Here is a 24,222-nt window from a genome sequence, read left to right as displayed (position 1 = left end):
ATTTCTCAGCAAACTAATAGCTAATCGGTTGCCGCTTATTGCACGACAGTGTGCCGATTAACTGCTTTCTGACAGCATCGTCGCCATATAGTCGTGTACTTGGGACAAGTTATTGGGCAATACCTTGAAGCGCTCCTCCCGCTGCCAGAGATCCTGCATATGACTCGGCAGGGGAATCTCTTTTTCTGGCAGGGCCTGGGCCACGGCATCGGGGAATTTTGCCGGGTGTGCGGTAGATAAGCAAACCATGGGCTGTTCGGTAGAGTGACGTACCTGTCGTGCGGCTTCAACCCCGATAGCAGTATGCGGATCGAGCAGATATTCGCAGGAGCTGAAGGTCTCGCCAATCACTTCAACCGTACGCTTGTCACCCACCCGACTGGAGGAGAAAACTTCCCTCGCTTTGCCCAGGGCCGATTCACTCAAATGCATGGGCTGGCTGCGATCCGCGAGCAATTCAGCAACCGTCGCACCATCGCGACCGTAGAGATCAAACAGCAATCGCTCAAAGTTGCTCGACACCATAATATCCATACTGGGAGACAAGCTGTGCACCAGTGGTTTGGGAGTGTGGTCATTGCCGCTGATGCAGCGATGCAGAATATCGTTGGCATTGGTCGCAATTACCAATTGGTCGATAGGCAATCCCATCTGCCTCGCCAGGTAACCGGCAAAAATATCGCCAAAATTACCGGTGGGTACGGAGAAATTAACGGTTTTATCCGGCGCCCCCAGGCGCAGGGCGGCATAAAAGTAGTAGACGATCTGCGCCATAATCCGCGCCCAGTTAATGGAATTAACCGCTACCAGGCGGCGTCCATCGGGCAGGAATGATTGATCGGCAAAACTCGCTTTCACCATATTCTGGCAATCGTCGAAATTACCTTCGAGAGCGATATTAAATACGTTGTCCGACTGCACTGTGGTCATCTGGCGTCGCTGGACTTCAGATACACGGTTATGGGGGTGCAGAATAAAAATATCGATATTGTCGCAATGGCGGCAACCTTCGATCGCGGCCGAACCGGTATCACCAGAAGTTGCCCCCATAACCACCACTCTTTCACCGCGCTTTTTCAGCAGGTGATCAAAGAGTTGACCGAGGAACTGCAAGGCAAAATCTTTAAATGCCAGGGTGGGCCCATGAAACAACTCGAGCACCCACTCATTGGTGTCTGTCTGCACCAGCGGGGCAATAGCCTTGTGGCGGAAGTGCTTGTAGGAACGCCCGATAATACCGCTCAGCTCTTCATCACTGAGATCACCCCCCACAAACGGCTGGATAATGCGAAAGGCCAGCTGCTCGTAATCGAGCCCCGCCATAGAGGCAATTTCCTCGCGAGAAAACTTCGGCAAAGTCTCGGGAACATAGAGGCCTCCATCGCTGGCAAGGCCTGTTAGTACGGTATCGGCGAAGGAGAGAGACGGCGCGCTGCCGCGTGTGCTGACAAATTTCACAGTATTTCTTGGCTCTTATCGCTGGCTGGGGAGTTCATTGATTGGGGCACCGAGCCCGGGGTTATGTCACTCGGCGCCTGTGGAGTTTATCCGAGGCTCTCTACGCGAATCCTGACGACTTCACCTTCGACCGTTTCCAACGCCTCTATTTGTGCAACCGCTTGGCGGAGGCTGGCTTCATCGGCTCGGCTGGTCAAAATCACCACCGGGACAAGTGCCTCACCTTCAACCGGTTCGTGCTGGATCAGAGCCTCGATGCTGATGCCCTGATCACTGCAAATGGTGGCTACCTGAGACATAACACCAGGCTTGTCGTGGGCGGCGATACGCAGGTAATAACTGGTAATAACATCTTCTTCCGGCAGAACCTGGGTTCCCCCTTGATCCGCAAGGGCGACACCCGCTGCCGGCACTCTGTGCTCCGGCTTGGCCTCAAGAGTGCGGGCCACATCAACAAGATCGGCGATCACTGCCGATGCCGTGGCTTCATCGCCCGCACCAGCGCCGTAATACAGGGTTGGTCCCACAGCATCGCCGCTGACCAGCACCGCATTCATAACGCCGTTTACGTTGGCGATCAGGCGGCGCTGGGGGATTAAAGTCGGGTGCACCCGCAACTCCACGCCCTTGTCAGTGCGACGCGCAATCCCCAGGTGCTTGATACGGTATCCCAGCTCATCGGCGTAGCGAATATCTTCACTACAGATCCGGCTGATGCCTTCGGTGTACACCTTGTCAAAAGCAAGGGGCATAGCAAATGCCAGAGAAGCCATAATCACCAGCTTGTGAGCAGCATCGATACCTTCCACATCAAAAGTGGGGTCCGCTTCCGCATATCCTAAAGCTTGGGCTTGGGCCAGAGCTTCATCAAAGCTCCGCCCTTTTTCCCGCATCTCAGTGAGGATGTAATTGCCGGTGCCATTAATAATTCCGGCGAGCCACTGCACCTGGTTGCCCACCAATCCTTCGCGCAGGGATTTAATAATAGGAATACCGCCAGCTACCGCCGCCTCATAGGCAATGGTGACATTGTGCTTTGCGGCCAGCTCAAACAGCTCGTTGCCGTGTTCGGCAATCAACGCCTTGTTAGCGGTGACAACATGCTTGCCATTTTCAATCGCTGTGCGCACCAGCTCCTTGGCTACCGTAGTACCACCGATAAGCTCCACCAAAATATCCACGTTGGGATTATTGGCGACATCGAAAATTTCCCGGGTAACGTTTATCTGGCTGGTATCACAGTGTGCGTTATCGCGGCGCGCACCTATTTGTTCAATGACCAGGGCGCGACCGCATCGGGCTGCAATTTCCCGCCCATTGCGCGCCAATACATTCACCGTTCCACTGCCGACAGTACCCAGGCCACAGATACCGATCCGCACGGCACGGGGTGCCTTTTTTACAACCACCTGAGCCTCCGCCTCCGCAGTCTCTTCCACTGTTGCGCTCACAATGTTCCTCCGCGCAACTATAGGGGCAGCGAACCAGACCGGGATCTACCCCCGATTACATAGAAAGTGCCACCACAGGAAGCCGCGCAATAAATGCAAATAAAATTGACAAAAGATCATCAACCTTACCGAGCGGAACGTAAAAAAGTCAATATAATTGCGCCATAAAGGCACCGCTTCCGGCTAGAGTAGAGTCGAAACTTCTGTCACCCAAAATCACCTCTTGAAACCAACAGCGTCCTCAGTAGATGCTATATGAGCATCTACTAGCATCAGGTAACAGCAACCTGCGAAATTGCATCCACCGCGCCTTTGCACAAAATAGGGGCGTACTGAATCCGGACTCAGATAGTGGTCGAGTAATGAAGAAAACCCTAATCCTTTATACAGGCGGAACCCTGGGAATGCGCCGAAGCGAATCGGGCTATGTGCCTGACGCCGACCTGGAAGGCGCACTGGGCCGCCTCTTACAAGATGTTATCGGCCAGCTTCCACAATACGATTTCCAGGCACTCGACCCACTGCTGGATAGCGCCAATATGCGACCAAAGGACTGGTATCACATTGCCAGCCTGATACGCGACAACTATAGCCAGTACTCAGGCTTTTTGGTGTTGCACGGCACCGACACCATGGCCTACACCGCCTCAGCACTGTCCTTTGCCCTGCAAGGCATAGAAAAGCCCGTGGTCGTCACCGGTTCCCAAATTCCCTTGCGGGAGATGCGTAGCGACGCCTATAACAACTTAATTGCGGCGCTATTATTAAGCGGGTCCGACGATATCAGGGAGGTCTGCCTCTACTTCAACGGCAAACTTCTACGCGGCAACCGTGCAGTAAAGGTCAGCTCTGGCTCACTGGATGCTTTTAGCAGCCCCAATTACCCCTGCCTCGGGGAAGTGGGTATCCAGGTCAATATCGACCACAACGCCCTGCTGGTGCCCACCGGTGAACCGCAGTTTCAGATTCCCACCAATGCCAATGGCGGAGTGATTTTACTGAAACTATTTCCCGGTATATCTCCCTCACTGATTGAGAAAATTTTAGAGAGCCGCCCCAAGGGCCTGATTATTGAAACATACGGCACCGGCAATGCGCCGACTGACGACAGTGCATTTACCGAGCAGCTTGAGAAGGCCTCAAAGCTCGGTACTATTTGTGTAGCAGTGTCCCAGTGTTTGGAGCACCAGGTGGATCTGGGGAAATACGCTGCGGGCTCCGCACTGCTTGATGCCGGTGTTATAGGTGGTCTGGATATGACCAGCGAAGCCTGTTTTGTAAAGCTCAACCACCTGTTGGCAATGGGCCATTCCGATACGGAAATTAAAACCCTATTACAGCGCCCGTTGTGCGGTGAGTGCAATCACCCCAACTGATAAAAACTGAAACTATTGGCGAAGCCATATGGCTTCGCCTTTAAAAAGGGGCCGAGTGATTAACAGGGATTGAAGGGATAACCTCTATCCAGAAGCAAAATACCGATGAGCAATGATTTTTCGCAAAACCTCCGCCTTCTGTGCAGCTTCTACCCATCCATAGCCGAGGTGTGCCGGCGAATTGGGGTGAATCGTGCCCAGTTCAATAAATATCTCAACGGTAACACTCAGCCCTCCCAGTATACCCTGGGAAAGATATGTCATTTTTTTGGCGTAGAGCCCCATGAAATCGTGATGCCCCACGAGCAATTCAGCCAAATTGTTCGCGTGCGCAGCGCACCCGTCTCCGACAGCCTCCCCGCCAGGCCCTACAATCGCGATATTGATATTCTGATGCGGGAGTCCCAGGGGCGGGCCGATAAATATTTAGGCTTCTATTTCGAGTACCACTACTCCATGACCTTCTCCGACCATATTATTCGCAGCCTGCTGCATATTGAGTCAGATGGTGATGGATATTATTTTCAGCGCTTCGAACGAATGCGCTACCCAGACAGGGATGAGTGGTATAAATCCCGCTATAAAGGCATGCTGCTCTTTCTTGCCGATCGTATTTTTTTGGTTGGCTATGAATCACTGACTCACAATGAAATCGCACAAACTATTTTATACCCTACTTATAAAAGCCGAGTCAGCTATCTATCCGGATTAAAGCTGGGAGCATCCGCCAGTGACAGGCGTGAGCCCGTCTGCACAAAAGTAGTTCTCGAATCTCTCGGCCGCAACATCAGCATAAAAAATGCACTGAAATTATGTGGCGTTTTTGGTCCTGAGTCCGAAGAGATAAACAAAAATATTCGCGAGAATATTCGCGCAACCTCTACAGAGGGGCCGCAGAGCTTCTTTGCGACACCACTCTAAAAATACTTCCCAATTAATTACTAAATTACCCCAACACGAGGCTTGCGGGAGGTGGAGATATTACCCCACCCCACACAGGCCCATACGATGAAGAGAAGAGAAACTGATGACCAACGATTTCCACACACTCAAACCAATGCCGGTTTTTAGTGCAGGTGCAGAAACCCGCTTGGAGAAAGACTTATTGGGTGAGCGCGAAGTACCGGCCGATGTCTATTTTGGCATTCAAACTTTACGCGCTTTGGAAAATTTCCAGATTACCGGAATTACCCTGAATCACTTCCCCAATCTGGTAAAAGCACTGGCGATGGTAAAAAAAGCTGCGGCCAGCGCCAATGGACAGCTCGGCTACCTGGAGCCCAAACTGCAAGATGCCATTGCCACTGCTTGTGACGAGATTATCGATGGCAAACTGCACGATCAATTTTTAGTAGATATGATTCAGGGCGGCGCCGGTACTTCTACCAATATGAATGCCAATGAGGTGATTGCCAACCGCGCGCTGGAATTACTCGGTCACAACAAAGCCGAGTACAAAAAAGTACACCCAAACAACCATGTAAACCTGTCGCAATCTACCAATGATGTTTATCCAACCTCGATAAACCTGGCCATTCTGCTCAGCTACAGCGACCTGGTTCAGTCCATGGAGAGCTTGTGCGTTGAGTTCGACAAGAAGGCCAAAGAGTTTGCCTCAGTAATTAAAATGGGGCGCACCCAGCTGCAAGATGCGGTACCTATGACCCTGGGCCAGGAGTTTGCCGCCTTCGCCGCTACTGTGCGCGAAGATGTCGACAGAGTTAAAGAGCTGGTCGCTCTATTCAAAGAGATCAATATGGGGGGCACCGCGATCGGCACCGGCATTAATACGGACCCGGAATATCGCCAGCTGGTTGTTAACGCGCTGTCAGAGATTTCCGCCATCGACTTTGTCTGCGCAGAAAACCTGGTGGAAGCCACTTCCGACATGGGCGCCTTCGTGATGTTCTCCGGCGTAATGAAACGCATCGCCGTTAAGATCTCGAAAATTTGCAGCGATTTACGCCTGATTTCCAGCGGCCCTCGCGCTGGCCTCAATGAAATTAACCTGCCGCCGATGCAACCCGGCTCATCCATTATGCCCGGCAAGGTCAACCCGGTTATTCCCGAAGTGGTTAACCAGGTTGCCTACCAGGTGATCGGCAACGACCTCACGATTACCCTGGCTGCTGAATCCGGCCAGTTGCAGCTCAATGTAATGGAGCCAGTAATCGCCTTTAACCTGCTACAGTCCATGCGCCTGATGACCCAAGCCATGACCACGCTTGCGGATCGTTGTGTGAGCGGCATCACTGCCAACGAAGAGCACTGCCTGCAACTGGTTGAGAACAGCATCGGCCTGATTACTGCGGTAAACCCGTTTATTGGCTATGAAAATGCCACCCGCATCGCCAAGCAGGCACTAATTACCGGTGCCAGTGTGAAGCAGTTAATCCTTGATGAGGGGTTACTGAGTGAGGAGGAACTGAACGATATCCTCGCGCCGGAGAATATGACCCAGCCGAGAAAAGTAGAAATTAAAAACCCTGCTTGAAAACAAAAACCGGCGGCCTCTCGGCTGCCGGTTTTTTAGCTATCAGCCGGGCTTAAATTCCCAGCTCTTTAAGCAGGCGATCCGGTGGTAAGTAACCGGGAACAACCCGACCATCTTCCATCACGATAGTCGGCGTACCGCGCACATCGATAGCCTCGTTGCCCAGCTTGTATTGAGCTGCCACCGGGTTTGTCTTACAGACATCCAAAGGCACATTTTCACGGTTCTTAAGTGCAGTCAGCGTCTTGTTGCTGTCTTCCGCACACCATGCAGTTGCCAGCTTGCGATACCCCAGGGAATTCAGGCCACCGCGCGGGAATGCCAGGTAGCGCACTTCGATACCGCGCTTGTTCAGCTCGGGCACATCCTGGTGCAGCTTGCGGCAGTAACCGCAGTCCACATCGGTAAATACATAAACGCTTGCCTTGGTTTCACCTTTTGGGGAGAAGACAATCATATCTTCTGTATCAAGGGCGCCCATAACCGCAGCGCGGCGCGTCGCTCTACGCTGCTCGGAAAGGTTGGCAACACCGCCAGCCTTCACCTGATAGAGATCGCCGTAAACAAAGTGATTACCATCAGCAGAGACGAACAGGGTCGTGTTGCCATCATCGACATCCACTTCGTAAAGCCCCTCAATTGGACTCTCCCGCACCTCTCCATAGGTTGCTTTGGGATTACTCGCCTCAAGGCGTGTCTTGATGGTTTTTACAACGTTGGTATCGACTTCTGCCAACGCTGCAGAGCCCACCAGACTGAGTAGCGCGCCAGCGATTGCCAGCGGCTTCTTGATAAGCGTCATTACCAATTGCTCCTTAAATTCTCATTGGGCTTCGACTTAATCATCGGCCTTCAGTTCCAGCCAGTATGGCAGCTCTTTGCCGCTGCGAACCTAATTGGCACGTTTTAACATATCCAGTCACCTTGGACTACGCAAAACACCGCAAGACGTGAGCGCTTTAGCGAAATTGACTGTATCCCCGCGCCAGGGGAAGCCCGTGTCCATTTATGTCAGTTAAGGCAAGCAGACCCAATGAGGGGCACCAAATATGCTGCTCGTAACCCACATACAAAAAAGGCCGAAGCGTACGCTTCGGCCTTTTTCTGCGATCAAGGAGAGCTTAGTTGAGCTTCTCTTTGATACGTGCAGCTTTACCAGTCAGGCTGCGGAGGTAGTACAGCTTGGCCTGACGCACGTCACCGCGACGCTTAACCTTGAGGCTGTCAACCATCGGGCTGTGAGTCTGGAAAGTACGCTCAACGCCAACACCGTGGGAAATTTTACGCACGGTGAAGGAGGAGTTCAGACCACGGTTGCGCTTACCGATAACCACGCCTTCGAACGCCTGCAGGCGCTCACGGTTGCCCTCTTTTACTTTTACCTGAACGATTACAGTGTCGCCCGGTGCGAAGGGAGGTACTTCGCTCTTCAGCTGTTCCTGCTCCAGCTGCTGGATAATTTTGTTAGTCATTTGGATCGCTCCCAAATACAGATTGTGTAGCTTCTCAGCTAGTTCACCGAACTACTCGCGCCTCCCGGCGAATTCGGCCTCAATTTTCTTCGAGCTTCTGTTCCCGCTGGATCTCATCCAGCAACAACTTCTGCTCATCGCTCAGCTCCAACCCTTGCAATAAGTCCGGGCGTCGCTGTTGCGTGCGCACCAATGCCTGTTTCAGGCGCCAGCGGCGTATTCTTTCATGGTTGCCGGAAAGCAAAACTTCCGGTACCGCTACTCCCCGATATTGTTCCGGTCGGGTGTAGTGTGGGCAGTCCAGCAGGCCAGAGGAGAAAGAGTCCTCAACCGCCGATTGGTTGTGTCCAAGTGCGCCGGGAATCAAGCGGGTAATAGCATCCACCATCACCATAGCAGCCAGTTCGCCACCGCTGAGGACATAGTCACCAATGGACCACTCCTCGTCGATCATAGATTCGACGATACGCTCATCCACACCTTCATAGCGCCCCGCCAACAACACCAGGTTGCCAGCTGCAGACAGCTGCTCCACTCCACCCTGATCGAGCTGTCGACCCTGGGGAGACATGTAGATACTGCGTACAGATTCACCATCTTCACCAGCCCAAGCTCGAGCAGCCTCGAGAGCCTGGTAAAGGGGCTCAGCTAACATCACCATTCCCGGCCCGCCGCCGTAAGGGCGATCGTCCACAGTCCGGTGCCTGTCACTGGTAAAGTCCCGAGGATTCCAACAGCGAACTTCTAAAAGGCCATCTTTCACAGCCCGTCCACTGACGCCATACTCGGTCAATGCGGCAAACATTTCCGGAAAAATGCTTACCAGAGCGATTCGTTTTGTCATCGCTCCTATGCCTTAAAAAGCCGGGTCCCAGTCGACGGTTATTACACCGACTTCCAGGTCAATATTGGTAATAAACTGATCAGGTAGATAGGGAATCAAGCGCTCGCGCTTATCCGCTCCACCGCGCACCACCATTACATCGTTGGCGCCAGTTTCCATCATGCGAGCAACGGTACCAAAGTCGTGATCTTCGCCATCGAAATGGCTGACAACCTTTAACCCTTCGAGCTGGTGCCAGTAATACTCACCGTGCTCAAGCTCAGGCATCAGTTCACGAGCTACAGCAATATCGCGCTGGCAAAGTCGAGCCGCCAAATCGCGGTCATCAATGCCTTTCACATGTACGATCAAGCCCTTGCCGTGACGCTTACCAGCGTCAATTTCGAGAGCTTCCCAACCTTTCGGCCCCTGCAAGCGCCAATTAGGGAACTGCAGGATGTTGTCCATCGGCTCGGTATAGGAGTGAACCTTGACCCAGCCGCGCACACCATAAACGGTAGTAACGCGCCCAACCGTGACCAACTCTTCGGAAGGTTTTCCGTTATCTGTCACAGGAGCACCACTTACGCGCAAATTAAGCAGATTCTTTCAGAAGCTTGCCGACGCGGTCAGAAACCTGTGCGCCACGACCCAGCCAGAAATCAACACGCTCGCGATCAACACGCAGACGCTCTTCCTGACCACGGGCAACCGGGTTGAAGAAACCAACACGCTCAATAAAACGACCGTCGCGAGATTTGCGGCTGTCGGTAACGGTCAGATGATAAAACGGGCGCTTTTTAGCACCACCACGGGCCAAACGAATGGTTACCATGTAACTTTCCTATAGGTTCAACACTAGGCAACCGCACTAAGCAGTCACCACAACAACTTTTTACCGGCAGCAGGGCCGGCAGAAAGGCGGCGTATTCTAATGTACCACCCCAGATTTGTATAGGGTCGCCAAGCCGCCCGGAGAACCGTGGTTCTCTACTTCTTTTTGAGGCCCGGTGGCAGACCTCCGGGCATACCGCCCATACCGCCAGGCATACCACCGCCCATACCGGGCAGACCGCCGAGGCCGCGCATCATTTTACCCATGCCGCCGCCTTTGAGCTTCTTCATCATCTTGCCCATCTGCTTGTGCTGCTTGAGCAGGCGATTCAAGTCCTGCAGCTGGGTGCCGGAACCGGCGACAATGCGGCGCTTGCGCGAACCGTTAAGAAGGTCAGGATTGCGGCGTTCGGCCGGCGTCATGGAGGAAATCAATGCATCCATACGCTTAAATTCTTTACCCATATCGGCCTGTTGTGCAGCCTGCGCTACACCGCCCATGCCGGGCATTTTCTCCAACAGGGAGCCAAAGCCACCCATGTTTTGCATTTGCTGCAGCTGATCGCGCAGGTCTTCCAGGTCAAAGCCTTTACCCTTCTGGACCTTCTTAACCAGCTTTTCGGCTTTCTCTTTATCAATCTTCTGCTCTGCTTCTTCAATCAGAGACAGAATGTCACCCATACCCAGGATACGGGAGGCGATACGATCCGGGTGAAAGGTTTCCAGGGCGTCGGTCTTTTCACCAACACCGATAAACTTGATTGGCTTACCGGTGACGTGACGCACGGAGAGAGCGGCACCACCACGGGCATCGCCATCGGCCTTGGTGAGAATCACACCGGTAAGCGGCAGTGCATCATTAAAGGCACTTGCGGTATTTACCGCATCCTGACCGATCATTGCATCGATCACGAACAGGGTTTCCGCCGGGTCCAACTCGCTGTGCAGCTCACGGATTTCATCCATCAGCTCGGAGTCCACATGCAGTCGACCAGCAGTATCCACAATCAGCACATCGGCAAATTGTTTGCGGGCAGCGTCCACAGCACCCTTGGCAATATCCAGCGGTTTCTGCTCAGCTGTAGAGGGGTAAAACTGTGCCCCCACTTCACCGGCCAGGGTCTCCAGCTGTTTGATAGCAGCGGGGCGGTAGACGTCCGCACTCACCACCATGACTTTTTTCTTTTCACGCTCCTGTAGGTATTTGGCCAGCTTGGCCACACTGGTGGTTTTACCAGCGCCCTGGAGGCCCGCCATCAGGATTACCGCCGGAGGTTGCACGGCGAGGTTGAGAGGCTCTGCAGCCGCACCCATCACCTTAACCAGCTCATCCTGAACAATCTTGACGAACTGCTGGCCCGGGTTGAGAGCCTTGCTAACCTTCTGTCCTACCGCAGCGGTGCGCACTTGCTGAACAAATGCCTTAACCACTGGCAGAGCGACATCCGCCTCCAACAGCGCCTTGCGCACTTCGCGCAAAGTATCGCGGATATTGTCATCCGTAAGGCGCGCTTTACCGGTAACTTTCTTTAAGGCCGCCGATAAGCGGTCACTCAGGTTATCGAACATAAATTCGTCTCGATCTCTCCGTTTACGGACTCAACCCCAGTGCGGAGGGGCGCGAAATTAGGGGGGAGCAAACTGCAACTCCCTCTCTGAGGCGCGGCAGTATAGCCCAGGTCTCGCCACAGCCGAAATATCGCAAGTCTTCCTTGTTTCAACTGGCTATGACACACTCCTGCCCTAACGCAATAATGAAGACACGGATTTACCCATGGCGGCTTTCGCCCACTGGACAGCTATCGCTCTCTACCTGGCCACAACCATAGTTGCAGGTGCGGCTCTGGCCCGAAGTCAACAGCCGAATTCCAAGCTGCTTCTCAGCCTTTTGGCGGGTGCACTTGTTACCCACGGAATATCCCTGGGACACGTTCTCTTTTCACCCGAGGGCTATCGCTTTGACCTGCTGGCAATGCTCTCGCTGATTTCCTGGGTAGTTAACTTTCTATTATTGATCCTGGCCGTTGGCCGGCCACTTACGCTACTTATTCTTATTTTTGCACCTGTGGGAGCCGCCACCGAATTTGCCGCATCCCATATTTGGGGCACCGTAACGCCACATCAACAGATCTCTGCCGGCATTGCGATACACGCTCTACTGTCTATTTCTGCCTATTCGCTGCTGACCCTGGCTACCCTGCAGGCGATCTATCTCTATTACCTTAACCAGCAGCTGCACAACCACAGGCCGGTAGGCGCCACCCGTCTTCTGCCACCATTGCAGAGTATGGAATCACTGCTGTTCGGCCTGATCACTTTCGGGCAACTACTGCTCACCGCCTCCCTGCTGACCGGTTTCGTCTTTGTTGGCAATTTGTTTGAAGAGGGGCCAATACACAAAACCATCCTCTCTATGGTCGCCTGGGTTCTTTACACCATACTCCTATGGGGACACTGGAGGTTGGGCTGGAGAGGCAATACCGCTGTGCGTTGGACCTTAAGCGCTTTCGCCGCCCTACTACTTGCCTATTTTGGTAGTAAGCTGGTTATGGAAGTCATTCTCCAGCGCGGGTAATCGAATATACGACTGCAAAGCTTGCGGAGGTCGGCAATATGTTCCAATATCTCCGCTTGGAAATAAAAAGAGTTCTCCCTTGAACGAGATGCCCACGGGCCTGCTATTCGGTTTGCTGGCCCTATTGATACTGATATCCGCCTTCTTCTCCAGCTCCGAAACCAGCATGATGGCGCTTAACCGCTATCGTCTGCGGCACCAAGCCAAAAGCGGGCACCGCGGGGCAAAGCGCGCCACCGAGCTACTCGCACGCCCGGACAAGCTGATCGGTTCAATTCTAATCGGCAACAATCTCGTTAACGTTCTTGTGTCTGTAATCGCCGGCTCGGTATTCGCGCAAATTTATGGAGAAATACTCACCACCATAGTCTTAACTCTTGCCCTGCTGATTTTTGCTGAGGTCACACCAAAGACTATTGCCGCTCTACACCCGGAAAAAATTGCTTTCCCCGCCTCATTTATTTTGCGCCCACTGCAATGGCTGCTCACTCCCCTGGTGCTGTTGATTGGTGGCATATCCAACGGCCTGGCGCGTATGTTGGGAGTCGAAACAAAAGCGAATAGCGAAGCGGAACACCTGGCCCCCGAAGAACTCCGAACCGTTGTATTCGAATCAGGCGCCCTGCTTCCCAGCAAGCACAAGGGCATGTTGCTCAACGTGCTGGACCTGGACCAGGCAACCGTTGAAGACATCATGATTCCGCGCAATGAAGTCATGGGCGTTGACCTGGAAAACAGCGCCGAACAGATCCTGCAGCAGCTAGCGGAAAGTTCCTACACTCGCCTCCCCGTATATCGCGGTGACATCAATCGAGTAGTAGGCATACTTCACCTGCGAAAAGCGGCGCAGATACTGCGCGACGGACCGGAAAATTTAACAGCAGAGCGGCTCCACTCCTTCACCGATGAACCTTACTTCGTACCCGAGGCAACACCACTCCCCACACTGCTGATGAACTTCCAGAAAACCAAGCGCCGCATGGGGCTGGTAGTTGATGAGTACGGAGAGGTAATGGGTATCGTTACCCTAGAAGATCTGCTGGAGGAAATTGTCGGCGACTTCACCGCAAGTCCAGTACCCAGCGATGACGAGGAGATAGTCGCCATAGAAGATGGCTGGTACATGATCGAAGGCGGCACTTCTATTCGCGATATTAATCGTACCCTGGGCTGGGAACTGCCCACTGACGGGCCAAAAACTTTTAACGGCCTGGCAATGGAACACTTGGAGAGCATCCCCGACGGCAATATCAGCCTGTACATCCTCAATTACCTGGTGGAAATTGAGGAGGTCTCAGACAAGATGATTACCCGGGCCAGAATCAAGCGAATCGATAAATAGCGCTACAACCGTTTATCTCTCAACCTCTTCTAGCAAGCGCCTTACCGGTGCAAAGCTGGTGCGGTGTATTGGAGTGGGCCCCTGCAACTGTAAAGCTTCCATATGCGCCTTGGTGGGATACCCTTTATGACCTGCAAGGCCGTAACCGGGATATTCAGAGTCCAGCACCACCATTTCCCTATCACGGGTCACCTTAGCCAAAATAGATGCCGCCCCAATTGCAGCGACACGACCATCGCCCTTTACAACGGTATCGCAAGGGTAATCCCAGTTCGGTTTTTTATTGCCATCCACCAACACAAATTCAGGCTGCACGGATAGCTGTGCAACTGCACGATGCATCGCCAGTAAACTTGCCTGCAAAATATTTAGCTGGTCAATTTCCTCAACTGTTGCACGAGCTATGGAGTAACTGAGTGCTCGCTCACAAATCTCATCAAATAACTGCTCGCGCTTTTTTTCAGTCAGCTTTTTGGAGTCTGCAAGCCCGGCAATTGGCTTGCCGGGATCAAGGATCACAGCAGCTGCAACCACATCACCAGCTAAAGGGCCGCGCCCAACCTCATCGACACCTGCAATCAAATCACCCTTGAAAGGGCAGACATAGGGGGGCAATTCTGTTTTACTACTCATAATTTATTACTACTCGGCAGATTCCGGCTTAGCTTCCAGTAGCCCCACCACGGCATCGGCAGCCCGCTCAGAAGCATTTCGCCTCAACTGTTGATGCATCTCGAAAAACTCGCGCTCTAAATGATCCCCAAGAAGCGGGTCTTCAAAGTACTGCATCACTGCCGCACCAAGATTCTCTGGAATGGCATCATTCTGCAAAATTTCTGGCACCAGTTCTTTTTGGGCTAATAAATTTGGTAGCGAAACCCATGGGGTGTGCAGCATCCGTGAGACGATCAATGACGTCAACCTGCCCAGCTTATAGGTAACGACCATGGGCTTTTTAAGCAACATTGTCTCTAGGGTTGCTGTACCCGATGCAATGAGCACACAGTCTGCCGCAGAAACGGCTCGTCTCGATTGCCCCTCAAGTAAAGTAATAGGGAGTTCTGGATAATCTTTTAGCTGCTCTTGAATCTCATCCATACGCTGCTTGTTAGCAGCGGGAATAACAAATTTAATATCCGAGTGACGCTGGTGGCACCATCGGGCCGTCTGCAGAAACAACGGCCCCAGCATGCGAACCTCACCTCCACGGCTGCCAGGCAAAAGGGCAATTACCCGGTCGTCTTTCTCAAAGCCCAATGCTTTGCGTTCGCCGGCGACATCCACTTGCAGGGGAATTTCATCAGCCAAAGGGTGGCCAACAAAGGTCACCGGTACTTGGTTATCTCGGTAGAAATTCGCTTCAAATGGAAGCAGGGTCAACATATGGTCGACAGCCCGCGCAATCTTTTTAATTCGACCCTGCCGCCAGGCCCAAACCGAAGGACTGACATAATGGACGGTGGGGATACCCTCAGCCTTGAGTCCAGCCTCAAGAGTCAATGTAAAGTCCGGGGAATCTATACCAATAAATAGATCGGGCGGGCTATCAGTAAAGTGGCGACGGAGAGATCTGCGGATTTTCAACAGTTCCGGAAGGCGCTTCAAAGGCTCTACCAGCCCCATTACCGACAGCCGCTCCATAGGAAATAAACTTTTAGCACCCAGTTCCAGCATGCGCGGCCCGGCAATCCCCCCAAACTCTACATTGGGAAGCCGAGTTTTTAATGCGGCCATTAAACCAGAACCGAGGATATCTCCTGACGCCTCACCGACAACGATACCAATTCGTATCGGCTTATTTTTTTCTGACACGCCTATATCCCTCCTCTTGGGGAGCTGTTTATGTTGGAATTAAATGGGAGTTGCATAAAGTGCAATCGGAGCTGCACAAAACAGCTCCAAAGAGAAGTGAATTAGCGAACAATGCCGCGAGTGGAAGACTGCAAAGACTCTATCCACGGCTGAATAACTGGAGATTGTTCGCGCAACTCCATCAAGGCCTGCAGCGCCTCTTGCATAGTGAGACCGCGACGATAAACGGTCTTGTAAGCCTTATTGATCAGGGCAATATCTTCTCTAGAAAAGCCCCGTCTGCGCAGCCCTTCTGAGTTAATGGTCTTTGCTTCGGCAGGGTTTCCGGCAACCATAACATAAGCAGGAACGTCTTTACCGATAGCAGCGCCCATTCCCAGGAAAGCATGCTCTCCCACAGTACAGTTCTGGTGAACCAAACTATAACCACTCAGAATCGCCCAGTCCTTAACAACAACATGACCGGCCAAACCACAGTTATTCACCATAATAGTGTGATTACCAACGACGCTATCGTGGCCAATATGGGCATAGGCCATGATCAGGTTTTCGTCACCAATAGTGGTCTCACCTCGGTCCTGAACGGTACCACGGTGGATCGTAACCCCCTCGCGAATCACGTTATTGTCGCCAATAACGAGTGTCGTCTCTTCACCACGATACTTTTTGTCCGGGGTATCCTGCCCTACGGAAGCAAACTGGTAGATTCGGTTGTTCTTCCCCAGTTTGGTCGGCCCACTAAGCACCACATGAGAGGCAATATCACAGCCATCACCTATCTCTACGCCGGCTCCAACAATGGTGTAAGCACCAATACTCACCCCGGAACCAATTACTGCCGTAGAGTCGACAATAGCTGTAGGGTGGATACTTGTCTGCATTCTGGGATCTACTCCTCGGCATTAATCGTACTGGGTAACCTGTACCCTTAAAAACAAAGGCTACCCGGAAAATCCTGAATCTAACTCTCCAGCGAGCTTTACAGAATTACTGAACCTTTTTGACGGCACATAGGATATCAACAGAAGCCGCCAGCTCGCCATCAACACTGGCTTTACAAGCGAATTTCCAGATATTTCTGCGAACAGATACCGCTTCAGACTCGAGCTCAAGGCGATCACCCGGGATCACCTGACGCTTAAAGCGCGCCTTATCAACCCCACCGAACAGATACAGATATCCATCTTCCGGTTTTTTGCCAAACGTTTTAAAGCCGAGGATTCCCGAGACCTGAGCCAGGGCTTCAACAATCATCACTCCCGGGAAAATAGGCATTTCCGGAAAGTGGCCATTAAAAACTTCTTCATTTCCAGAAATGTTTTTATAGCCTTTTATATACTTCCCTTCTTCGAGTTCTACTACACGATCCACCAACAAAAAAGGATAACGGTGCGGCAGATACTCGCGAATTTCACGTACATCCATCATTCCAAATGCCCCCAGAAACCACTTCGGGGCGTAAAACGCCCCGAAAACAACAAAGCCAAATTAATTAATAACTAAAGTTCAATCGTCTGTCCCACTCTTTTGGGACAATGCCTGAACCTGTTTTTCCAAATCTTTCAATCTGCGCGCCATTTGATCCAACTGACCAAAACGCACAGCATTACGACGCCAGGTAGAACTATCGGCAAAGGATAGCGCTCCAGAGTAGCTACCAGTATCCTTTATCGACTTAGTAACAAACGTGTTACCCGACACCTGACTGCCATCTGCAATCGTTATGTGTCCGTTAATACGGCTACAGCCACCGAGAAGACAATGCTTCCCTATCTCAGCACTACCGGCAATTACGGCACACCCAGCTATGGCCGTGTAGTCACCAATCTTCACATTGTGCGCGATTTGGACCAGATTGTCGATCTTGACTCCTCGCCCAATCACCGTATCGCCCAAAGCCCCACGGTCTATACAGGTATTGGCTCCAATTTCCACATCTTCGCCAATTTGCACTCCACCAAGCTGGTGAATTTTCACCCAGCTGCCTTTATTGGGCGCAAACCCGAAACCATCGGCTCCAATAACCGTCTGGCTGTGAATAATACCGTGTGCACCGATAGAGCAGTTATGATGAAAAACAACGCCGGCATACAGGCGTGTTCCTGCACCGACTAAACTGCCCTCGCCAACATAGCAGTTAGCACCAACAATCGCTCCAGGCTCCAATTTTGCGAAGGCCTCGACCACAGAGCCGGGTCCCACGCTGACACCAGCACCAATCTCTGCCGTAGGGTGAACTACTGCAGAGGGGTGAATACCAATGGGGGCTTCGGGAGTTGTATCGAACAGGGCTGTTGCTCGAGCAAAGGCCAGGTAGGGGTCCGCAACACATAAAGCCGTTACCGGGCACTCTTCAACAAACTCTTCCGACACCAGCACTGCGGCGGCCTTGGTCGTTTTCAGAAAGCGTCGATAATTGGGACTTGCGAGGAAAGCCAAGTGCTCTGCACCGGCATCCTGCAGTGTATTTAAACCCTGAACTTTTTGATTGGAATCTGAACCGGGCGCCAACCGCAAGTCGGCCCCCAGCTCTTGCGCCAACTGGGCAAGAGAAAAGCTATCTTTCATAGAAGGCTATCGACTTACTTGGCTGCGTTCATACGCTTAACAACAGCCTCTGTCAAGTCGACGCTGGGGCTTACATAGTAGGCAGTATTGGAATCGAGCACTACATCAAGCTTCTGCTCTTTAATCAGTGCGTCCAGGGCATCTCTGGCCTTTGGTCCCATAGAAGCCTGGATCTCTTGACCCACTTGAGCTTCCATTGCACGCAATTTTTTCACCGTTGTCTCAAAATCTGAGCGCTGGAAATTCATCTTGCGCTGGTACTCAGTCTTTTGCTCATCGGACCAGGTCACACTATTTTTCTTGGCATCTTCAGCCATTTTTTGCAGTTCAGAACGAATTGACTCGGCACTGCTCTGCAGCTTCGAATATTCAGAGCTGGTCTTCAGGGAGTTTACTTTGGTCTTAGCTGCATCAGTGCTCATGATCGCAGCCTGTAGGTTAAGTACCGCGACCTTGGTTTGCGCCAGCGCTGCGCCGGACAAGGTCATACCTGCAAGTAATACTGCAACAATTTTTACATTCTTAAGCACGTCGGTCTCTCCAATAGATTTTATTTTAATTGCGCTGATATACGCCTAATTCATTTTATCTGACAAATTTAGAAGCTGTTACCCAGAGTGAACTGGAATACTTCCACATCGTCATCATCATTTTTCTTGAGGGCTTTCGCCAAGCTAAATGTCAGCGGGCCAAAACCGGTAATCCAGGTCAAGCCTATCCCCGCAGAGACATTCATCTTACCAAAGTCCACATCGTAACAGTTGATTTGGGTATCACCACAGTTGGTATCGAATACATTACCCGCGTCAACAAAGAAAGCGGTTTGTAAGGAGCGCTGATCTTTAACAAAGGGCAATGGGAATATAACTTCTGCACTACCCTCAACTAAGATATTTCCACCAGCGGGGTCGGCATCAGCGCCAAAATCAGTAACAAGTAGATCCCCATCAGAGTCTACTAAATAACAATATTCGGTAATTTCTCCATCCGCCGTCGCACAGGGCAAGGTGCCATCCACCTGGCCTTCGTAATTAAGTCCGGAGAGAAATTCAGCCGGGCTTGAACGAGGGCCCAGAGTGTTGCGTTCAAAGCCGCGCACTGAGCCAAAACCACCGGCATAGAAGTTCTTAAAGAACGGCAGCTCATCAAGATCCCCAAAACCATCACCATAGCCCAAACGCGTACGTAAACGCAGAGTCAAACTCTTCGTTAATGGACGGAAATACTGGCCGGTATACACAAGCTTATAATACTCAAGGTCACTACCCGGAAGCGTAAACTCGAGAGATAGATTCTGGGACGCACCTCGCGTTGCCAAAATACCTCGATTCAAGGTAGAACGCGCATAAGAAGCTGTTAATCCAAGATTATTAAACGCATCCCCATAGCGATCAATAAAACCATTAGCGGTAGGGAAAAGATCCTCCATCGCAGTCATGGAGAGATCAGCTGTAACTCCATTTTCTTCATCTAAAAGGATTTGCTCGTAATCATCTAAAGTAACGGTTTTGGTAACCCCATCCACAGGAGTAGGAGAAGTTACTATTTCTTGAACGGAAGAACTCGAAGCTGACAATTCCAGGTGACTGAAATTAATATTCAAGCCGACACGGGAAATTTCTGACATCGGGTAACCAAAATTAACGCCACCGCCATAAGTCGTAGTGTTGTAATCAGAGAGGTTAACCTCAGAGTAATCGTTCTCTGTATAGAAAACATTAAAGCCCCGACTCACACCATCCGGTGTGAAATATGGGTCGAGGTAAGAGAAATTAACAGAGGTCTGGTAAGTAGAAGCATTTAACCCAATACCTACGGATTTACCCGTACCTAACCAGTTATTTTCCTGGACATTGGCTCCCAGTACCAAGCCACTGCTCTGGGCCCAGCCTATAGTGCCGCCGATAGAGCCTGAGGGTTGCTCTTCAACCGTGTATTCAACATCAATTTGGTCAGAAGTACCCGGCACCTCACTGGTTTCCACCTCTACTTCCTTGAAGTAACCCAGGCGCTCAAGGCGGACTTTAGACTGCTCTATACGGGCAGAGGAAGCAGAAGCTGACTCCATCTGACGCATCTCGCGGCGCAAAACCTCATCCGTAGTGCGAGTATTACCTCGGAAATTAATTCGGCGAACGTAAGCCCGCTTGCCGGGGTTGATAAAGAAGGTAATTTTTACCGTTTTCTCTTCTTTATTCGGCTCGGGGATGCCATTAACCTCAGCAAAGGTATAGCCCTCATTCCCCAGGCGCTTGGTAATATAATCCGAGGTTGTTGTCATGCGAACCTGGGAGAAGGTCTGCCCTTCCCGCACCAGTAGCAAGCGCTTAACTTCTTCCTCTGGAACTACAGGATCACCGGCCAGGTCCACTTCACTAATGGTATAAACATCGCCCTCAAACACATTGACGGTGATAAATACACTCTCTTTATCGGGGCTCAGGGAAACCTGTGTGGAATCAATTTTAAAATCCAGGTACCCACGATCCAAATAATAAGATTCGAGACGCTCCAGGTCGCCGGTCAATTTTTCTCGGGAATACTTGTCATCACTGCGCAACCACGACAACCAACCGGTAGTTTGCAGCTCGAAAATCTCTCCAAGCTCTTCATCGGAAAACGCTTTGTTACCAACAATATTGATGTGCTTAATTGCGGCCACTGAACCTTCATCGACAATTACGCGAAGCTCAACCTGATTGCGCGGCAACTCTTTTACTTCAGTTTTAACACTGGCGTCATAGCGTCCCTGGGCAACATATTGGCGCTGTAGCTCCTGGGCCAACCCCTCAAGGGTAGCGCGCTTGAAGATCTGCCCCTCTGAAAGGCCATTCTCCTGCATGCCCTTCAACAAGTCTTCTGTTGCAATCGCCTTGTTGCCTGTAATTTCGATCTTGGAAATTGCAGGCCGTTCGCGCACAGTGATAACCAGGACACCATTTTCCTGGCCGATTTGAATATCCTCAAAGTAACCAGTGCGAAACAGCGCCCGAGTGGCGCTCTGGATTTCCAGAGTCTCCACCTCATCCCCCACTCGCACAGGGAGAGCTGAGAATACGGTACCGGCAGAGACGCGCTGCAGCCCTTCCACACGGATGTCATCAACTACAAATGACTGTGCTAAAGCACTGAGAGGCAGTGCCAGGCTAAGAGAAGCCGCTTTCAGGAAATGTTTCATCTACTAATTCCAGGTGTTTTTATTCGCAATCCAGGAGTTACAGCGCCAACTAGCGCCCCGCTCCCCCAGAATCAGAGGGTTGCCCCTCTACCATGTAATCAACATCGGGCCGGTCTGAGGTGCCGGACACCTTAGTTGTTTCAACTTTCACTACCTTCAAGTATCCAAGGCGCTCAAGACGCACTTTGGATTGCTCTATACGCGCAGAGGAAGCCAAAGCTGACTCCATCTGGCGCAGTTCACGCCGCAAGACTTCATCTGCGGTGCGAGTGTTCCCGCGAAAACTAATACGTCGCACATAAGTGCGCTTTCCCGGATCAATAAAGAAGGTAATTTTTACTGTACTCTCTTCTTCATTGGCCTCAGGAACACCATTCACTTCGGCAAAAGCGTAACCTTTGTTGCCCAAGCGTTTAGCAATATAGTCTGAAGTAGTCGTCACCCTCGCTTGCGAGAACCGCTGACCTTCTCGCACCAATAGCAGGCGGTTGATTTCCTCCTCCGCTACTACCGGGTTTCCAGCAATTTCCACCTCACTAACCGTGTAAACACCACCCTCAACCACGTTAATGGTAATGAATACACTCTTCTTGTCCGGCCCTAGAGATACCTGAGTCGAATCAATCTGGAAATCAAGATATCCACGATCCAGGTAATAGGACTTTAAGCGCTCCAAATCACCAGTGAGTTTCTCACTAGAATACTTATCATCACTGCGCAACCAAGAGAGCCAGCCAGTAGTTTTAAGCTCAAAAATCTCTTCCAGCTCTTTATCAGAAAAGGCACGATTTCCTACGACATTAATATGTTCAATCGCAGCAACAGCCCCTTCATCGACAGCAACCCACAGTTCAACCTGGTTGCGCGGCAGCTCCTTGAGCTCCGCTTTGACACTAGCGCCATATCGACCCTGCGCTACGTACTGGCGTTCAAACTCCTGGGTCAATCCCCTAAGGGTCGAACGCTTTAGAATCTGGCCTTCGGCGAGACCGTATTCCTTCATCGCCTTCAGTAGATCCTCAGTGGCAATCGCCTTGTTCCCAGATATATCTATCTTTGATATAGCCGGTCGTTCTCTCACGGTAATAACAAGAACGCTGTTTTCGTGGCCAATCTGAATATCTTCAAAAAAACCAGTGCGAAACAATACTCGGGTTGCATCCTGAATCTCGCCAGGCTCAACTTCGTCGCCTACCCGAATCGGAAGTGCTGAAAAAACTGTACCTGCAGAAACCCGCTGTAACCCGTCTACTCGGATATCGCTGAGAACGAACGACTGTGCCAAAGCGCTGAGAGGCAGCACCAGGCCCAGAAAGATCGCTTTCAGCAAATACTTCATACCGCTTCCGAGTCGCTTTTACTCACAACAAAATCGTGCCAAGACAAAACGTCTCACACCTACAAAAAATCTCACTCACATTATCAGCCCGGAAAAAAGCCAATCCAGGGCACTACAAACGTAAAATATCGTTGTACAGAGCCAGCCCCATAATGCAGAGCACCAGGGCCATGCCCACTTGTAAACCAATCACCTGCACCCTCTCTGACACAGGGGACCCCTTGATCGCCTCAATACCGTAGTAAAGGAGGTGACCACCATCGAGTACCGGGACAGGCAACAGATTGAGTACACCAAGACTAATACTGAGCAACGCCAGCAATGACAGGAAAGACTGCCATCCCGCTTCCGCGGAAGTACCCGCCACTTTAGCAATGGTAATGGGGCCACTCAAGTTTTTGGTCGAAAGTTGACCAAATAATAGTTTCTTCAAGCTATTCAGGGTAAAGACTGTTTTATCCCAGGTCTCCTGCAAGCCCTTAACTAAAGCGCCACCCACCCCATAGTGGTAAATCCGTACTCGATCATCCGGCCAAGTCTCTGATACCGGCTGCACTCCGACCTGCCCTATGGTTTCACCGCTGTCCAGCTTGATCTCCGCCGGTGTTACGGACACCGTCAGCGGTTCGCCTCCACGCTCGACAGTGATATCCATTGGAACACCAGCGCGGGCTCTCACATAATCGGTCCAGCTTTGAAAAGATGAAAAGTCACGGCCATCGGTCGAGACAATCTTGTCTCCAGCCTTGAGCCCAGCTGAGGCTGCCGGGCTTCCCTCCACCACATTATGAAGAGTCATACTCACCGGTGGAGTCCACAGCTGCAGACCAATCTCCCCGAGCGGATCGGGAACTTCGCGGCCGGCAAGCCAGCGATTGATATCCGCCACCATATGGTATTCGAGGTTGGAATCCGGATAGCGAACAGAGAATTCTATGGTGCCACTATCACCCAGACGGTTTGCCAGGCGCCAATTGAGGGCCTGCCAAGTAGGGGTAGCCTCACCATCAACAGCAACAATTTCCTGCCCGGACTCAAGGCCTGCCGACGCAGCAATACTCCCAGGCTCAACGGATTTCACAATAGGAACCGGGCCCGCTGTTCCACCGAGGAACACAGCCCAGAAAAAGACTATCGCCAAAAGAAAGTTAGCGGCAGGGCCGGCAGCGGCAATCGCCATCCTCGCCCATACGCTCTTGCGGTTAAACGCTTGATCCAGCTCTTCAGCCGCTACAGGCCCCTCGCGCTCATCGAGCATTTTTACGTAACCACCGAGGGGGATAGCGGAAATAGTGAATTCGGTACCGTGGCGATCATAGCGGGAGATCAACCGGCGGCCGAACCCCACAGAAAAGCGCAGCACCTTCACACCACATAGACGTGCTACAAGAAAGTGCCCAAACTCGTGGAAAGATACCAGTACACCGAGAGCCACCAAGGCCCAGATTACCGTCTGAATTAGATCCATACTCAGCTACAACTTCTTGTCATACGCAATTT

General features: G+C 51.7%; 21 protein-coding genes and 1 pseudogene. 5 read left to right on the top strand and 17 right to left on the bottom strand.

Features of this window, described 5'->3' with window-relative positions; genetic code table 11:
- Positions 1–57: 57 nt before the first annotated feature.
- Positions 58–1,458 (bottom strand): threonine synthase, encoded by a 1,401-nt coding sequence (gene thrC / locus ACJJI5_RS08075; RefSeq protein ID WP_445355968.1) that lies wholly within the window; start codon positions 1,456–1,458, stop codon positions 58–60.
- Positions 1,459–1,544: 86 nt separating this feature from the next.
- Complete coding sequence (locus ACJJI5_RS08070; RefSeq protein WP_444928233.1) at positions 1,545–2,867, bottom strand: homoserine dehydrogenase; 1,323 nt, start codon at positions 2,865–2,867, stop codon at positions 1,545–1,547.
- 404 nt (positions 2,868–3,271) lie between these two features.
- Between ACJJI5_RS08070 and ACJJI5_RS08065 the strand changes: the two genes are divergently transcribed.
- The 3 genes from ACJJI5_RS08065 to aspA all read left to right on the top strand — a co-directional run bounded on the left by ACJJI5_RS08065 (position 3,272) and on the right by aspA (position 6,779).
- Entirely contained in the window at positions 3,272–4,285 is a 1,014-nt protein-coding gene (locus ACJJI5_RS08065; protein WP_444914359.1) for an asparaginase, read from the top strand.
- A gap of 105 nt (positions 4,286–4,390) precedes the next feature.
- Positions 4,391–5,206, top strand: coding sequence for a helix-turn-helix domain-containing protein (locus ACJJI5_RS08060; protein WP_413662803.1), 816 nt, complete (start codon positions 4,391–4,393; stop codon positions 5,204–5,206).
- 106 nt (positions 5,207–5,312) lie between these two features.
- Positions 5,313–6,779: an aspartate ammonia-lyase gene (gene aspA, locus ACJJI5_RS08055; RefSeq protein WP_444933821.1), complete on the top strand. Its 1,467-nt coding sequence runs from the start codon at positions 5,313–5,315 to the stop codon at positions 6,777–6,779.
- A gap of 52 nt (positions 6,780–6,831) precedes the next feature.
- On the opposite strand, the gene ACJJI5_RS08050 is transcribed toward aspA, so the two are convergent.
- The 6 genes from ACJJI5_RS08050 to ffh form a co-directional block, all read right to left on the bottom strand.
- Positions 6,832–7,581 (bottom strand): DsbC family protein, encoded by a 750-nt coding sequence (locus ACJJI5_RS08050; RefSeq protein WP_282933659.1) that lies wholly within the window; start codon positions 7,579–7,581, stop codon positions 6,832–6,834.
- Between the two features lie 319 nt (positions 7,582–7,900).
- The gene (gene rplS / locus ACJJI5_RS08045) at positions 7,901–8,257 is read right to left on the bottom strand and encodes a 50S ribosomal protein L19 (RefSeq protein ID WP_282934563.1); all 357 of its coding nucleotides are present in this window, start codon (positions 8,255–8,257) and stop codon (positions 7,901–7,903) included.
- Between the two features lie 73 nt (positions 8,258–8,330).
- Positions 8,331–9,095 (bottom strand): tRNA (guanosine(37)-N1)-methyltransferase TrmD, encoded by a 765-nt coding sequence (gene trmD, locus ACJJI5_RS08040; protein ID WP_445355967.1) that lies wholly within the window; start codon positions 9,093–9,095, stop codon positions 8,331–8,333.
- A 12-nt stretch (positions 9,096–9,107) separates the two neighbouring features.
- Positions 9,108–9,647: a ribosome maturation factor RimM gene (gene rimM / locus ACJJI5_RS08035; protein WP_108735295.1), complete on the bottom strand. Its 540-nt coding sequence runs from the start codon at positions 9,645–9,647 to the stop codon at positions 9,108–9,110.
- Positions 9,648–9,669: 22 nt separating this feature from the next.
- Entirely contained in the window at positions 9,670–9,909 is a 240-nt protein-coding gene (gene rpsP, locus ACJJI5_RS08030) for a 30S ribosomal protein S16 (protein ID WP_108733998.1), read from the bottom strand.
- Positions 9,910–10,064: 155 nt separating this feature from the next.
- On the bottom strand, positions 10,065–11,477 hold the full coding sequence (ffh, locus tag ACJJI5_RS08025) for a signal recognition particle protein (protein WP_444893186.1): 1,413 nt from the start codon (positions 11,475–11,477) through the stop codon (positions 10,065–10,067).
- Between the two features lie 205 nt (positions 11,478–11,682).
- On the opposite strand from ffh, the gene ACJJI5_RS08020 reads away from it, so the two are divergent.
- Complete coding sequence (locus ACJJI5_RS08020; protein WP_445355966.1) at positions 11,683–12,483, top strand: cytochrome C assembly family protein; 801 nt, start codon at positions 11,683–11,685, stop codon at positions 12,481–12,483.
- 79 nt (positions 12,484–12,562) lie between these two features.
- Positions 12,563–13,825, top strand: a complete 1,263-nt coding sequence (locus ACJJI5_RS08015) for an HlyC/CorC family transporter (protein ID WP_444896542.1) — start codon at positions 12,563–12,565, stop codon at positions 13,823–13,825.
- A 12-nt stretch (positions 13,826–13,837) separates the two neighbouring features.
- Here the strand turns inward: ACJJI5_RS08015 and rnhB are convergent, their stop codons facing one another.
- The 9 genes and pseudogenes from rnhB to rseP all read right to left on the bottom strand — a co-directional run bounded on the left by rnhB (position 13,838) and on the right by rseP (position 24,190).
- The gene (gene rnhB, locus ACJJI5_RS08010) at positions 13,838–14,458 is read right to left on the bottom strand and encodes a ribonuclease HII (RefSeq protein WP_444896541.1); all 621 of its coding nucleotides are present in this window, start codon (positions 14,456–14,458) and stop codon (positions 13,838–13,840) included.
- Between the two features lie 9 nt (positions 14,459–14,467).
- Entirely contained in the window at positions 14,468–15,637 is a 1,170-nt protein-coding gene (lpxB, locus tag ACJJI5_RS08005; RefSeq protein ID WP_445355965.1) for a lipid-A-disaccharide synthase, read from the bottom strand.
- Between the two features lie 101 nt (positions 15,638–15,738).
- Complete coding sequence (lpxA, locus tag ACJJI5_RS08000) at positions 15,739–16,518, bottom strand: acyl-ACP--UDP-N-acetylglucosamine O-acyltransferase (protein ID WP_444896539.1); 780 nt, start codon at positions 16,516–16,518, stop codon at positions 15,739–15,741.
- Between the two features lie 106 nt (positions 16,519–16,624).
- Positions 16,625–17,065, bottom strand: coding sequence for a 3-hydroxyacyl-ACP dehydratase FabZ (fabZ, locus tag ACJJI5_RS07995; RefSeq protein ID WP_108734005.1), 441 nt, complete (start codon positions 17,063–17,065; stop codon positions 16,625–16,627).
- 78 nt (positions 17,066–17,143) lie between these two features.
- Positions 17,144–18,205: a UDP-3-O-(3-hydroxymyristoyl)glucosamine N-acyltransferase gene (gene lpxD, locus ACJJI5_RS07990; protein WP_444896538.1), complete on the bottom strand. Its 1,062-nt coding sequence runs from the start codon at positions 18,203–18,205 to the stop codon at positions 17,144–17,146.
- 14 nt (positions 18,206–18,219) lie between these two features.
- Positions 18,220–18,735, bottom strand: a complete 516-nt coding sequence (locus tag ACJJI5_RS07985; RefSeq protein WP_413662813.1) for an OmpH/Skp family outer membrane protein — start codon at positions 18,733–18,735, stop codon at positions 18,220–18,222.
- Positions 18,736–18,803: 68 nt separating this feature from the next.
- Positions 18,804–21,383 carry an outer membrane protein assembly factor BamA gene (gene bamA / locus ACJJI5_RS07980; RefSeq protein ID WP_445355964.1) on the bottom strand — a complete coding sequence of 860 codons (2,580 nt, stop codon included), beginning with the start codon at positions 21,381–21,383 and terminating at the stop codon, positions 18,804–18,806.
- 61 nt (positions 21,384–21,444) lie between these two features.
- Positions 21,445–22,722: pseudogene (bamA, locus tag ACJJI5_RS07975) on the bottom strand (outer membrane protein assembly factor BamA); the annotation flags it as partial.
- Between the two features lie 112 nt (positions 22,723–22,834).
- Positions 22,835–24,190 (bottom strand): RIP metalloprotease RseP, encoded by a 1,356-nt coding sequence (gene rseP, locus ACJJI5_RS07970; protein WP_445355963.1) that lies wholly within the window; start codon positions 24,188–24,190, stop codon positions 22,835–22,837.
- Positions 24,191–24,222: the final 32 nt, after the last annotated feature.

Source organism: Microbulbifer maximicatervae (SeqCode), assembly GCF_052467955.1.
This window is presented reverse-complemented; position numbering and strand designations above follow the sequence as displayed.

Excerpts from the sequence above, each read along its gene's own strand:
- ACJJI5_RS08065 (WP_444914359.1), top strand. The coding sequence starts at position 3,272 with ATGAAGAAAACCCTAATCCTTTATACAGGCGGAACCCTGGGAATGCGC.
- trmD (WP_445355967.1), bottom strand. The coding sequence starts at position 9,095 with ATGACAAAACGAATCGCTCTGGTAAGCATTTTTCCGGAAATGTTTGCC.
- fabZ (WP_108734005.1), bottom strand. The coding sequence starts at position 17,065 with ATGATGGATGTACGTGAAATTCGCGAGTATCTGCCGCACCGTTATCCT.
- ACJJI5_RS08050 (WP_282933659.1), bottom strand. The coding sequence starts at position 7,581 with ATGACGCTTATCAAGAAGCCGCTGGCAATCGCTGGCGCGCTACTCAGT.
- aspA (WP_444933821.1), top strand. The coding sequence starts at position 5,313 with ATGACCAACGATTTCCACACACTCAAACCAATGCCGGTTTTTAGTGCA.
- rseP (WP_445355963.1), bottom strand. The coding sequence starts at position 24,190 with ATGGATCTAATTCAGACGGTAATCTGGGCCTTGGTGGCTCTCGGTGTA.
- ACJJI5_RS08020 (WP_445355966.1), top strand. The coding sequence starts at position 11,683 with ATGGCGGCTTTCGCCCACTGGACAGCTATCGCTCTCTACCTGGCCACA.
- ACJJI5_RS08060 (WP_413662803.1), top strand. The coding sequence starts at position 4,391 with ATGAGCAATGATTTTTCGCAAAACCTCCGCCTTCTGTGCAGCTTCTAC.
- rpsP (WP_108733998.1), bottom strand. The coding sequence starts at position 9,909 with ATGGTAACCATTCGTTTGGCCCGTGGTGGTGCTAAAAAGCGCCCGTTT.
- lpxD (WP_444896538.1), bottom strand. The coding sequence starts at position 18,205 with ATGAAAGATAGCTTTTCTCTTGCCCAGTTGGCGCAAGAGCTGGGGGCC.
- lpxA (WP_444896539.1), bottom strand. The coding sequence starts at position 16,518 with ATGCAGACAAGTATCCACCCTACAGCTATTGTCGACTCTACGGCAGTA.
- rnhB (WP_444896541.1), bottom strand. The coding sequence starts at position 14,458 with ATGAGTAGTAAAACAGAATTGCCCCCCTATGTCTGCCCTTTCAAGGGT.
- ffh (WP_444893186.1), bottom strand. The coding sequence starts at position 11,477 with ATGTTCGATAACCTGAGTGACCGCTTATCGGCGGCCTTAAAGAAAGTT.
- bamA (WP_445355964.1), bottom strand. The coding sequence starts at position 21,383 with ATGAAACATTTCCTGAAAGCGGCTTCTCTTAGCCTGGCACTGCCTCTC.